This window comes from Streptomyces dengpaensis, assembly GCF_002946835.1.
In the GTDB taxonomy this organism is placed as follows: Bacteria; Actinomycetota; Actinomycetes; order Streptomycetales; family Streptomycetaceae; genus Streptomyces; species Streptomyces dengpaensis.
Genome location: NZ_CP026652.1, coordinates 8,132,140 through 8,144,554, shown reverse-complemented (window position 1 = coordinate 8,144,554; position 12,415 = coordinate 8,132,140). Strand labels below are relative to the sequence as shown.

The following is a 12,415-nucleotide window of genomic DNA, read 5'->3' as shown; positions in this document are numbered from 1 at the left end:
ACTTCGGTGCGCAGCCGGTCCCACTGGACGACGACGCCGACGTGCTGCTGTCCAGCGCACCACTCGATGGCCACAGCATCCCGCAGGACACGGCCGTATGGATAACGCACAAGGAGTACGACAGTGAGTGAACGGCCCAGCGTTGACCTCTCCGGCCTGGTGAAGGCCTACGACATCCGCGGCATCGTTCCCGATCAGCTCGACGAGGGCCTCGCCCGGCTGTTCGGCGCCGCCTTCGTCGAGACGACCGGCGCGGACGCGATCGTGACCGGGCACGACATGCGCCCCAGTTCCCCGGGGCTGGCACGCGCCTTCGCGGAGGGCGCGGCCGGGCGCGGCGCCGACGTGACCGAGATCGGCCTGTGTTCCACCGACGGGCTGTATTTCGCCAGCGGCAAGCTGCGGCGTCCCGGCGCGATGTTCACCGCGAGCCACAACCCCGCCCGCTACAACGGCATCAAGATGTGCCGAGCGGGCGCGACACCGGTCGGCCAGGACACTGGTCTACGGGAGATCCGCGCACTCGCGGAGCGTTGGTCCGCCGGTCGGGGGCTGCCCGCCATCAAGCGCGCGCCGGGCTCCCTCACCCAACGGGACATGCTCGGGGACTACGCCGCCCATCTCCTGGGGCTGGTGGACATCTCCGTGATCCGCCCGCTGAAGATCGTGGTGGACGCGGGCAACGGCATGGGCGGTCTCACCACCCCCGCGGTGTTCCGTGACCTACCGGTGGAGGTCGTCCCGATGTACTTCGAGCTTGACGGCACCTTCCCCAACCACGAGGCCAACCCGCTGGACCCGAAGAACATCGTCGATCTGCAGCACAAGGTGCGGGAGACCGGGGCCGATCTGGGCCTGGCCTTCGACGGTGACGCGGACCGCTGTTTCGTCGTCGACGAGCGGGGCGAAGCCGTCTCGCCGTCCGCCGTCACCGCCCTGATCGCAGCCCGCCTGCTGACCGGCCATCCGGGAAGCACCATCATCCACAACCTGATCACCTCGCGGGCTGTGCCCGACGTGGTGCGCGAGCATGGGGGCACCCCGGTCCGCACCCGGGTGGGACACTCCTTCATCAAGGCCGAAATGGCGCGCACCGGCGCGTTGTTCGGCGGCGAGCACTCGGCGCACTACTACTTCCGCGACTTCTGGAACGCCGACACCGGCATGCTGGCGGCCCTGCATGTGATCGCCGCCCTCGGCGGCCAGCAGAGACCGCTGTCCTCGCTGGTCGGACCGTACAAGCGATACGCGGCGTCCGGCGAGATCAACAGCGTTGTCCACGATCAGCAGCGCACGCTTGCCGTGGTCCGCGAGGCCTTCGCCGGCCGGGACGAAGCGGTCGCCGACGAGCTCGACGGACTGACAATCAGCGCCGCCGACTGGTGGCTCAATCTGCGGCCCTCCAACACGGAGCCACTGCTGCGGCTCAACGTGGAGGCCCGGGACGCAGACACCGTGGCCCGGCTGCGCGACGAGGTGCTGGCGATCGTCCGCGCCTGAGGACACGCTCGCCTCCTCCAGGCCGGTGCGTAGACGGCTCCCACGCCGCGAACGCAGTTCGGCTGTCGGGGGATGCGGTCCACGCCGAAGTGGCGCAGGCTAACGGCCTGGTGAGCGATGACCAATGAAGTCGGCCAGTCAGGGACAGGAGAGGTCGAAGCGATCAGATGCACGTACCCGGTGCCGTTCGGGGTGACGAACCCGAAGATGTCCTCACGGATACCGTCCTCGGCTCGGGCAACCCGGCAGGTCGAGCCGAACTCCTGCACCCATGCCAGAAGGTGCAGCCACCGGAGCTGCCGGGAGCCCCGCCTGGCGGACAGTCGGCTGATCGACGGCGGCCGGCCCTACCCATGGGGCCAGGTTCGTGTGCCGCTGCGGTGCGCGCACGAGCGGCCCTGTATCCCTGCCGTACGTGAGCTGTGCGCGCCCCGCGTGCTCAGCAGCGAAGAACGGCCGCCCGCGCTGGACCGGGGCAGGCGCACCCTGGCTGGTCGGCGACCTGGTCATGGCGCTGGGACCGGCTCCTACCGCGCAAGTTGTGCCGCAGGCATCCATGCACGGACATCGTGAACGGCGGCCTCACACCTGACGCATCGTCAGCATGACCGGGCAGGAGCGCTCGGGGTGCGAAAGCCTGCTCGCCGAACTACGTCACTTGACGGAATCCATCCCGCTCGCCTCCGCCTAGCTTTCTGCGCGTGACCGCAACGGTCCAGCGCGCAGAAGGAGAAGTCATGAGCGTGAGTTCGGAACCGAGGAACGTCGTTCTCGTCCACGGAGGATTCGTGGACGGATCCGGCTGGCAGGGGGTCTACGACATCCTCAAGCGGGACGGGTACAACGTCAGCGTCGTCCAGAACCCGACCCTGTCCCTGGAAGGCGACGTCGCCGCGACGCGGCAGGTGATCGACGCCCAGGACGGGCCGGTCGTCCTGGTGGGACACTCCTACGGCGGCGTCGTGATCTCCGAGGCAGGCAATCACCCGAAGGTCTCGGCGCTGGTCTACATCGCCGCATTCGCGCCGGACAAGGGCGAATCGGTGAACTCGCTCATCGCCGACCCCCCGCCCGGCGCTCCGGTCCCGCCGATCCTGCCGCCCAGGGACGGCTTCCTGTTCCTGGACCGCGAGAAGTTCGCGGACTCCTTCGCCGGCGATGTGCCGGCCGAGCAGGCGGCGTTCAAGGCCGACTCCCAGATCCCGTGGGGCGTCGACGCCCTCACTGGTGCTGTGGTGGAGCCCGCCTGGCGGGTGAAGCCGAGCTGGTACCTCATCGCGACCGACGACCGCATGATCCCGCCGCCGGCGCAGCGCGCGATGTCGGAGAGGGCGGGCTCCCAAGTCGTCGAGGTCGCCGGCAGCCACGCCGTCTACGTGTCACAGCCGGCTGAGGTGGCTGCCTTGATCAGGCAGGCCGCCGAGCACTGACCGCGCACGGCCGAGCTTCGGCCCCCGGTCATCTGTCCAGCCGGGCCGACGGCGGGCGGGCAGGACCGCTGGTCGCCGCGGCGCACCATCTCCTCCTCGCGGTGACGGCGACCTCGACACCGCCCACCGCCTGCTCGTCGGCCGCGCGGGCGAGCTCGCCTCTCACGTCCCCACCGCCCTGTTTCTCTTCATGGATCTCGTCGAGTCCGCGGTCAGAACGGGCCGGCCCGCTGAGGCCGCAGCCCATGTCGCCGCAGTACGCGAGGCCGGCGTCGCCGCGATCTCGCCACGGCTCGCCATGATCGTGGAGGCATCGGCAGCGATCGCCGCGACCGATCGCCACGCGGTCAAGCTGTTCGACAAGGCTCTGGCCGTACCCGGCACCGACCGCTGGCCGTTCGAGTTGGCTCGGGTTCAACTCGCCCATGGCGAACGGCTCCGACGGGCGAAATCAACCACGGAAGCGCGCACACAGCTCGTCGCCGCACTCGACACCTTTGAGCGACTCGGCGCCACCCCCTGGGCGGCCCGGGCCGGCAACGAGCTGCGGGCAACCGGGCTGTCCACGGGGCACGTCGAGCGCGCCGGGCCGGCGTCCCTGACCCCACAGCAGCGGGAGATCGCCACGCTCGCAGCCGCCGGCCTCACCAACAAACAGATCGGCGAACGGCTCTTCCTCTCCCCGCGCACCGTCTCCACCCACCTGTACCAGCTCTTCCCCAAGCTGGGTGTGACCTCCCGCGCCGCACTGCGTGACGCCTTGGCAAAGATGCCTCCCGACTAGACGTGCTCGATGTGCACTTGAGCGCCGGTCCGGGCACCGGTCACGAGCAACCTCGTTGGCCGGGCGGGACGTTCCTGCATGGGCACCACAGCCGCGCGCTGCCCATCCCCCTCCGTGTTCGTGGTGCCCGTCCCGTCCGTCCAGCCTCGACAGCCCAGGTTTGAACGATAAAATCGATCCGTCCAGCATGCGCGGCGCCGATCTCCGTTCATGCGCATACGCAGGGGTCGACCAGCGGGGGGAAGCAGATGACAGCCGGTTCCCATGGCCCACGGCTGCCTCCGGGCCCGTCCGTGACCATCTCGGACGTCGCCGAGGCGGCCGGGGTGTCACGGCAGACGGTGTCCAACGTGCTCAACGCACCCGACCGGGTCCGCGCCGAGACGCGGGAGCGGGTCAACCGGGCGGTCGCCGACCTCGGTTACCACCCCAACCGGGCGGCACGCTCGCTCAGAGCCAGCTCTCCCCGCATGGTCGGGTGCAGGATCCTGCCGGTCCACGCGGAGACGGTGGCCTCCATCCAGGACCGCTTCCTGCACGCGCTCGCCGAGGCGGGCCAGGCATGCGACCACCATGTGCTGCTGTTCACGGCGACCGATGCCGGCGAGGAGACCGAACGGTGCACGGCGCTGTGGCGCGCCGGGGCCGTGAGCGCGGTGGTGCTCTACGACGTCACTCCGCACGATCCGCGTCCACGGCAACTGGTGGCGGCCGGCGTCCCGTTCGCGGCATTCGGGCGCACCGCGACCGGTGTCGACGGTTACAGCTGGGCCGACGTCGACAACACGGCCGGGACGGCCTCGGCCGTCGACCACCTCGTCGCCGCCGGCCACCGGCGCATCGGATTCCTGGGCTGGCCCGAGGGCTCCAGTGTCGGCGACGCGCGGGCGCACGGCTGGCTGACGGCCATGGACCGGCACGGCCTGCTCGCCCAAAGCCATCGGCTCGACGTACGGGGCGACGACACCATGTCGAGTGGTACGCGGCTGATGGCGGAGCTCTTGGACCGGCCGGATCCGCCGACCGCTGTGGTCGCGGCGACCGACACCCTTGGAGTCGGCGCGCTGCACGCCGTGCGCCACCACGGGCTGCGCCCCGGCGAGGACATCGCGGTGGTGGGCTTCGACGACACCCCTGCCGCGGCGGCGGTGGGTCTGTCGAGTATCCGTCAGCCGATAGAGGCGGTCGGCCGGTTGATCATGGCGGAGCTGCTGCGGCTCGCCGACCGGAACGCGGACAAGGGCTTCGACGAGGCTGCCGAGTCTCTGCACCGGTTGCTGGTTCCGGAGTTGGTCGTGCGCGCGAGTTCGGCGCCGCTGCGGGGCGCGCCCGGCGGCTGACCCTGCCGCGCGCCCCGCCACTGACCAACGGTTAACGGTCCGCCAATGGTGTGCGCGTAGCGAGCCTGACTTCTCCCCCGGCCGGGACGTGATGGAGCTGTCCCGCGGCCTCCACCGGGAGCTCTTCGCCCGCGTGCAGCCGTACCGTCGTACCGTCGTGCCGGATGTCGATGTCGAAGACACGGCCCCTCCAGCGCAGCCGCCGCAGCGCGATGCCGTCCAGCGGGTCGGGCAGGATCGGTGCGAGCACGACCCGGTCCGCGCGCCAGCGCAGCCCCGAGTAGCCGTGGAGGAACTCCTGCAGGAAGCCGCCGTGCCCGGTGAGGAAGGTGAAGGCTCCCCCGGTGCGGGCCTCGGCGAACTGCTCGAAGGGCGGTCGGAGGAACGGCTCGACGCTGCGCCGCGTGTGCTCGAACGCCGCCTTGGCGTCGCCGAGTTCGGCGTAGACGATGGAGTGCACCGAGTCGGTCATCGACGGGCCCTCCTCGTGCGTACGGGGCACGTAGTACTCGAGGTCGGCCCGGGTGACCTCCGCGGACTGCGGGTTCTCCCATGGGTAGGCGAGCATCACCACGTCCGCCTGCTTGATCCGTTGGCCCTCGTATCCGGTGAACTCCGGGTGGATGCCCTGGGCTTGATCGAAGGGGATGACCAGCCGGTCGGCGACGTCCGTCCAGCGCGGGTCGGCCGGCTGCCCCAGCCTCTCGGCGGCCCGGGCGGCGAAGCGGAGTACGGCCCGGGCGGCGACGTTGGTATAGACGGAGTCGTCGTGCGGTCCTTCCGCGTACTCGTCGGGCGGGATCACCCCGTTGATGTGACAGCGGCCCTCGGCGTCGGCGGTGACCCGGCTCGTCCAGAAGTCCGCGACCGCGCTCAGCACGGGCAGTCCCGACGTACGCAGCCACCGCTCGTCGCCGGTGGCCAGCCAGTACTGCCAGAAGGCCAGCGCGACATCCGAGCTGACGTGCTGTTCGAGACGGCCGAACGGGGCCCATGCCGGTGTGTCCTCGTCGCCGGTGAGGCTGCTCTCCCAGGGGAAGCGGGCGCCGCTGTGTCCGCCGTCGGCGGCGTAGGCGCGGGCCGCGTCGAGCCGCCGGACCCGGTAGTCGAGGACGCTCTCGGCGATCTGCGGGTGCTGGGCGAGGATGCTCGGGTAGATCCAGGTTTCGGTGTCCCAGAAGACATGGCCGTTGTAGCTGTCGCTGGAGAGCCCGGCGGGTGAGGGCGACCACGGCGAGTCCTCGCGCACGCTGGTCAGGAGGTAGAACTTCGAGGCCCGCACCTGGCGTTGCAGGCGGGCGTCGCCGCGGACGACGATGTCGCCCTCCCACTCCCGTGCCCAGGCCCGGCGGTTGTCGTCGGCGAGCCGGCCGTATCCCGCACGGGCCGCCGCGTCGGCGTGGGCTCGGGCGGCTGCGTGCGGGTCGTCGGCGTCGTGCGCGGTCACGACGGACACGTATTTGGTGAAGGTGTGGGCCTGGCCCGGCAGCGCGCGTACCGTGACCGTCTGCGCCGCCGTCCCCTCCCCCGCTGGAGAGCGCGGCGCGGCGACGGCGTCGAGCACGGAGACGACCGCGGCCACGATGCCACTGCCCTCGGCCTCCGTGACGGTCCAGATCCGTCCTGCGCCCGCTCCCTGCCGGGCGGGCGTTGTGCGGGCAGCCGCCCGGTCGTCGAGGGTGTCGTTGACGACGAGTGTCCCCTCCCAGTGCGGGATGACCGTCACGGTCACGGCGCCCACGTGAGGCCGGGACCGGTCGATGAGCACCTGGTAGCGCACGTCCGTGACCCGGCCCGCCGGCGAGGTCCAGCGGGCCTCCGTGGTGATCACTCCGGTGCGCAGGTCGAGGGACTGCCGGTACCGCTCGATGCCGCGAGCGGCTCCGGCCTCCGGCCGTGTCACCGCGGCCCAGTCACCGCCTACCAGCTGCTCCCCCGTTGCGCGTACGGAGCTGAACGCGTCGTTGAACGAGCCGCTGCCATCGCTCACGTCGAGCGTCGTCCAGGCGGGCAGGGACGCCTTGCGGGACCATTCGCCGCCGCGGCCGGTGTAGAGGCCTGCGACATGGAACTGGGTACGCACGGGGGCCTCGGCGAAGCCGTTGCCGGCCGCCGGCACGCGCGCGGCCAGCCGGCCGTTGCCGGTGAAGGCGGGGTGGTAGTCGGTCAGCGGGTCGTCGGTGACCAGCACCCACTCGTCGGGTGCGGCGGACGCCCCGCCGGCCGTGTCGCTCCCCTGTGTCGGTCCTCCCGTCGTGGGGGCGTCCACTATTTCAGTCCTCCTGCCGTGAGTCCGTCCACGATCCGCCGCTGGAAGAACAACACGGCGACGACGAGCGGCAGGGTCACCACGACCCCGGCCGCCATCTGCGTGCCGAACGGCTGGTCGTACTTGTACTGGCCGGTGAACAGCGACACGATCACGTTCGCGGTCATCATCTGACGGTCATTCACCACGCTGACCGCGATGAGGAATTCATTCCAGGCGCAGATGAAGACGAGGATCGCCGTGGTGAAGACGCCCGGTGCGGCGAGCGGGAGCACGACCTTGCGGAACGCCTGCGCGGGTGTGCACCCGTCGACCTGCGCGGCCTTCTCCAGCTCCGCGGGCATCTGACGGAAGAACGCGGTGAGGTTCCAGACGGCGAGCGGCAGGGCGAAGCTCATGCTCGGGACGATCATCGCCTGGTAGGTGTTGATCCAGCCCGCGTCCGTGAAGAGTTCGAGCAGCGGCACCACCAGGATGATCGGCGGGAACATCGAGGCCGCGATGATCAGCGTCAGGATCAGTGTCTTGCCGCGGAACTGCAGCCGCGCCAGCGCGTATCCGGCGAAGATGGCGACGACCAGCGTGACGGCGGTGGTGACACCGGCCACGACGAGGCTGTTGACGAGGGCCCGGCCGAATCCGTTGCGCGCGTCGAAGGCCGCGGAGTAGTTGTCGAAGGAGACCGGTGCGGGCAGCGGTGCGTTGGAGAACTGGTCGCCCGTTCTGCGCAGGCTGGAGACGACCATCCAGTAGAAGGGCGCGAGGCAGTACGCCACGATCGCCGCGATGCCCAGACGGCGGGCCCACGCCGTGCCGCGCCCGGCGCGCGTCGTGCCACGCCGTACGGTGGTGGACCGCCGAAGCCTGAAGGTCGTCGTGCTCATGTCTCGCTCCTGGTGCCCCGGCCGATCAGATCGGCCCCGAACAGCTTCACGAACGCGAGGGCGACCACGGCGACGTACAGGAACAGGACGGTCGCGTACGCGGCGGCGGTGCCGAAGCGCAGATTGGTCATCTCGTCGAAGGCGATCATCGAGAGTGTCTCGACCGAATGTTTTCGCGGCCCCACCAGGACGTACGGCAGGTCGAACATGCGCAGGACGTCCAGGAGACGGAAGAGCACGGCGACCACGAGGGCCGGGCGGACCAGGGGCAGGGTGATCCGCCAGAAGACGCGCCACGCGGAGGCGCCGTCGACGCGGGCTGCCTCGTACAGCTCACCGGGGATGATCTGCAGCCCGGCGAGGACGAGCAGCCCGATGAACGGCGCGGTCTTCCAGGTGTCGGCGATGACCACCGAGAGCCAGGCCTGGAACCCGTCGCTGCTCCACAGCACTTGGGCGCCGAGAATCTCGTTGGCGACCCCTTGGCTGTTGAAGATCCACTTCCAGAGCATGCCGGAGATCGCGGTGGGGATGGCCCAGGGCACGAGGACGGCGGCGCGGACGAGTGCCCGGCCCCGGAAGGCCCGGTGCATGACCAGGGCCATGGCGACACCGATCAGGACCTCGAGGGTGACCGAGGCCAGGGCGAACGACGTGGTGTTCCACCAGGGCCGCAGCAGCCGGTCGTCCGAGAAGACGGACGCGTAGTTGTCGGCGCCGTAGGAGGTGGCGGTCACCTTGAAACCGGTGTCCGGGTCGATGGACTCGCTGGACACCTGGAAGGACAGCCGCAGGGCCGCCACCACGGGGTATCCGATGACCAGGAGGAGGACGAGCAGCGTCGGTGAGAGCAGGGCCGCGGCCAGACCGGCCGTCCCGGCCCGGCGCGATGAGCGCGCGGGCCGGGACGACGTGGTCTTGCGCACCGGCGTCGGCGTTGTGACGGACACGTGGGCGGCCCGTCTACTTCGCGGCGACGGCGGCGGAGAGGTTCTTCTGCATATCGGCCAAGGCGTCGTCGACCGACTTGGAACCGCTCAGCGCGGCCGCGGCACTCTCCTGGATGGCGGCCGTGGCATCGCCGTAGTGCACGACCACAGGCCGTGGCGTCGCCGTGTCCAGGGACTCCTTGAGGGTGGCCAGGTACGGGAACTGCTTGCGCAGCGCCGGGTCGTCATAGAGGTCGGTGTACGGCGGAGCCGCTGAGGTGACCTTGAGATTGGTCCTGGCGTTGGCCTCGTTCGAGAAGAACTTGATGAAGTCGAGGGCGGTGGCCTTGTTCTTGGCGAACTTGCTGACGGCCAGGTCGAGTCCGCCGAGGCTGGACTTGCCGGGGCCGTCGAGGCCGGGCAGCGCGGCGACGCCGAACTTCCCCGCCACCTCGCTCGACCCGTCCTTGGCGTTGGCGAGGGTCCACTGGTAGGGCCACTGACGGTGGAAGAGGAGCTTGCCCGACTGGAAGTCGCGGCGGCCGTCCTCCTCCTTGTAGGTGGAGGCCTGTTGGGGAATGGTGCCGTCCTTGAACCCGTCGGCGAGGAACTGCAGGCCCTTCTTGGCGGCCTCGGTGTCGACGGTTGCCTTGCCCTTGTCGTCGACGACGCTGCCGCCGGCGGAGGCCACGGCCTCGGAGAAGTTGACGGTCAGTCCCTCGTACTTGTCGAACTGTCCGGCGTAGCAGCCGATGCCCTTGCCCTCGGGGAGCTTCCGCACCTTCTCGCAGGCCTGCTTCAACTCGTCCCAGGTGGTGGGGGGTTGGGCGCCGGCCTTGTCGAGGAGGTCCTTGCGGTAGAAGAGCAGTCCCGCATTGGTGTTGAACGGGACGGCGTACTGCTTGCCGAAGTACTCGCCGGTCTTCACGACGGCGGGGATCATCTTGTCGAGCGGGAACTCCTTGGCGGGAAGCTCGTCGATCCACTGGTTGGCCGCGAACTCGGCGACCCAGATCGGGTCGAGGTTGAGCACGCTGTAGGTGTCGGACTTGGTCTGGGCGTTCTGGATGAACTGCTGGCGCTGTTGATCGGCGCTCTCCGGGAGTTCGACCAGAGTGACCTTCTGGTCGGGGTGCTGCTTGTTCCAGCGGTCGAGCTGGCCCTGCAGGGTGCCCGTGGTGTCCTTGCCGCTGGCCAGGGTGATCGGGCCGCGGTCCTGGGACTTCTCCGGACCGCCCGCGTCGGTGTCGGACGAGTCCGAGCCACCGCATGCGCTGAGTACCGAGGCGCACATCACCGCCGCGACCACCGCAGCCGCCCGCACCGGCCTCGCGCCCGGGGGTTTCGGTCGGCCCTGTCCCGCACCGACGGCTATCCGCGAAGAACTCACGGTGTCCTCCTCGCTGTTCATCGGCAGATGCAGACCCTGCGTCGGCCGGCTCATGGCAGCGGCCCTGCCAACGGTTGATTTGATCGTTCAAGATGGCCTCGATACGTCCTCCCGTCAACCCCTCCGGCAGCGACTGCGCTCATTCTTTCCAAGCTTCTCTTCCAGCCGCTCTCACCGGGGAGTTGGTGTCGCACATGGCGCTCGGTGGCTGTCGGTGGGAGGAGAAATTTGATCGTTCATATCTGGGTGGAAGGCGACCGTGCGGTCTCGACCGGGAGGGGGCGACTCTCGACCGGGAGGGGGGCGGCCCACGACTGGGAGGGCCGGCCGGAATGTACTGCCCGTTTCTTCACACCTCGTCAGAGTTGACCTTGCCCCAGGGGCAGGCCTGACCATTCGTTTCGGTCGGGGAACCTCAACAGTGGAAGGGGATCGCAGTGCTGCCACCGGACAGCCACCTGCAGAGCCAGCAGTTCTGGGACGCGCCGGCAGGGGCGACAGAAGACACTTGTCGGCGTGCTCTCGAACCGGGTCGGGGTCATGAGCAGCGATGACGGCAACCTCCTGGCGGAGCAACTCGCCTACTACCGGGCAGGCGCGGCCGAGTACGACCGGCCCTATGCGGAGCGCGAGGACCTGCAGCGATTACTGACCGTAGTCGATGACCTTCCGGTTGTCGGGGATGTGCTGGAGTTGGCCTGCGGAACGGGCCAGTGGACCCCGCTGCTCGCCGCCCGCGCGCATTCGGTGACGGCTGTCGACGCGGCCGCCGAGGTGTTGGCCATCGCCCGTGCGCGTACTCCAGCCCCCAACGTCCAGTTCATTCAGGCCGATGTGTTCGACTGGCAGCCGCCGAGGCGCTACGACACGGTGTTCTTCGCCTTCTGGCTCTCCCATGTCCCGCCGTGGCGGTCGCCCGACTTCTGGAACACCGTCGCCGCCCTGCTTGCGCCGCGCGGCAAAGCGATCTTCATAGACGACGGCCCCGCCGCGGCCGCGAGCGAGGAAGTCATCACAGATGGGCCCGTCCCCGCGGTTTTGCGCCGACTCGAGGACGGCAGCCAGTACCGCGTCGTGAAGATCTTCCACGATGCCCGGAAACTCACGGGCGACCTCACAACACTGGGGTGGTCGGTCCGCGTCCGGCCCGTGGACGGAAGAATCGTCGGCATTGCAGAACCGCCGGCAGGCCGCGCCTGACTGCCCGTCGTGATGAACTGGATGACCGCTTCCCGTGGGCGATCAACGACGGCCGCGTGCACCAGACCATCGATCGGGTCGGCGTACCGTTGCACGCCTCGTCGCTTCCCGCCGCAAACGATGTCGCGGATGCGCCTCCACGGCCTCGCCGTTACCGGTCGAAACCGTCGCGGGTTCAGGCGGGGGGAAGTTTCGAGGCGCTGCGCACGGGATGCTTGCTCATGATGGACACCCGGTTGAAGGCGTTCATGGTGATCGCCACCCATGTGACCGCCGAGATCTCGTCGTCGGTGAGGATCAAGCCGGCTTCGGCGTATGCGGCTTCCTGTGCGGTGGCGTCAGTGAGGTACGTGGTGGCTTCGGCCAGGGCAAGGGCCGCGCGTTCCCGGGGGGTGAACAGTTCGGTGTCACGCCATGCCGGCAGTACACCGAGGCGCTGCGTCGTCTCGCCCGCGTGCAGTGCGGCCCTGGTGTGCAGGCTGAGGCAGTAGGCGCAGCCGTTGAGCTGCGAGACGCGCAGGTTGACCAGCTCGACGAGTATCCGGTCGAGACCCGCCTCGGCGGCGACCGCGCGGACTGTTTCAGCGGCCGAGGTCAACGCCTGGTAGGCCGCCGGGCTCTGCTTGTCGATAAAGATGCGCCCGGCCCGGGTCGCCGTTGCCGCTTCCGTCACGTGTCCTCCTTGACCC

The 12,415-nt window shown here is 69.5% G+C and carries 11 protein-coding genes and 1 pseudogene; 5 read left to right on the top strand and 7 right to left on the bottom strand.

What is annotated here, in order from left to right:
- Positions 1-123: 123 nt before the first annotated feature.
- Complete coding sequence (locus C4B68_RS38005) at positions 124-1,500, top strand: phosphomannomutase/phosphoglucomutase (protein WP_099505658.1); 1,377 nt, start codon at positions 124-126, stop codon at positions 1,498-1,500.
- A 155-nt stretch (positions 1,501-1,655) separates the two neighbouring features.
- On the opposite strand, the pseudogene C4B68_RS43820 reads toward C4B68_RS38005, so the two are convergent.
- Positions 1,656-1,808, bottom strand: a pseudogene (locus C4B68_RS43820) (GNAT family N-acetyltransferase); the annotation flags it as partial.
- 429 nt (positions 1,809-2,237) lie between these two features.
- Here C4B68_RS43820 and C4B68_RS38000 point away from each other — a divergent pair.
- Positions 2,238-2,930, top strand: a complete 693-nt coding sequence (locus C4B68_RS38000; RefSeq protein WP_180289371.1) for an alpha/beta hydrolase — start codon at positions 2,238-2,240, stop codon at positions 2,928-2,930.
- 28 nt (positions 2,931-2,958) lie between these two features.
- On the opposite strand, the gene C4B68_RS42260 is transcribed toward C4B68_RS38000, so the two are convergent.
- Positions 2,959-3,096 (bottom strand): hypothetical protein, encoded by a 138-nt coding sequence (locus C4B68_RS42260; protein ID WP_167459241.1) that lies wholly within the window; start codon positions 3,094-3,096, stop codon positions 2,959-2,961.
- A gap of 24 nt (positions 3,097-3,120) precedes the next feature.
- Between C4B68_RS42260 and C4B68_RS37995 the strand changes: the two genes are divergently transcribed.
- A complete protein-coding gene (locus C4B68_RS37995) occupies positions 3,121-3,714 on the top strand; it encodes a helix-turn-helix transcriptional regulator (protein WP_099505659.1) in 594 nt (197 codons plus the stop codon).
- A gap of 293 nt (positions 3,715-4,007) precedes the next feature.
- Positions 4,008-5,054: a LacI family DNA-binding transcriptional regulator gene (locus C4B68_RS37990; RefSeq protein ID WP_167459240.1), complete on the top strand. Its 1,047-nt coding sequence runs from the start codon at positions 4,008-4,010 to the stop codon at positions 5,052-5,054.
- Between the two features lie 31 nt (positions 5,055-5,085).
- Here the strand turns inward: C4B68_RS37990 and C4B68_RS37985 are convergent, their stop codons facing one another.
- From C4B68_RS37985 to C4B68_RS37970, 4 genes are read right to left on the bottom strand one after another with little or no spacing between them, the layout of a single operon-like run.
- Entirely contained in the window at positions 5,086-7,323 is a 2,238-nt protein-coding gene (locus C4B68_RS37985; protein WP_099505661.1) for a glycosyl hydrolase family 65 domain-containing protein, read from the bottom strand.
- Positions 7,323-8,207 (bottom strand): carbohydrate ABC transporter permease, encoded by an 885-nt coding sequence (locus tag C4B68_RS37980; protein ID WP_099505662.1) that lies wholly within the window; start codon positions 8,205-8,207, stop codon positions 7,323-7,325. The genes C4B68_RS37985 and C4B68_RS37980 overlap by 1 nt, the downstream gene beginning before the upstream one ends.
- Entirely contained in the window at positions 8,204-9,157 is a 954-nt protein-coding gene (locus C4B68_RS37975) for a carbohydrate ABC transporter permease (RefSeq protein WP_099505663.1), read from the bottom strand. Before C4B68_RS37975 ends, C4B68_RS37980 begins: the two co-directional genes overlap by 4 nt.
- A gap of 13 nt (positions 9,158-9,170) precedes the next feature.
- Positions 9,171-10,580 carry an ABC transporter substrate-binding protein gene (locus tag C4B68_RS37970; protein ID WP_240634607.1) on the bottom strand — a complete coding sequence of 470 codons (1,410 nt, stop codon included), beginning with the start codon at positions 10,578-10,580 and terminating at the stop codon, positions 9,171-9,173.
- A gap of 486 nt (positions 10,581-11,066) precedes the next feature.
- Between C4B68_RS37970 and C4B68_RS37965 the strand changes: the two genes are divergently transcribed.
- Positions 11,067-11,726 (top strand): class I SAM-dependent methyltransferase, encoded by a 660-nt coding sequence (locus C4B68_RS37965; protein WP_099505717.1) that lies wholly within the window; start codon positions 11,067-11,069, stop codon positions 11,724-11,726.
- 175 nt (positions 11,727-11,901) lie between these two features.
- Here the strand turns inward: C4B68_RS37965 and C4B68_RS37960 are convergent, their stop codons facing one another.
- A complete protein-coding gene (locus tag C4B68_RS37960) occupies positions 11,902-12,399 on the bottom strand; it encodes a carboxymuconolactone decarboxylase family protein (protein ID WP_099505664.1) in 498 nt (165 codons plus the stop codon).
- Positions 12,400-12,415 lie beyond the last annotated feature (16 nt).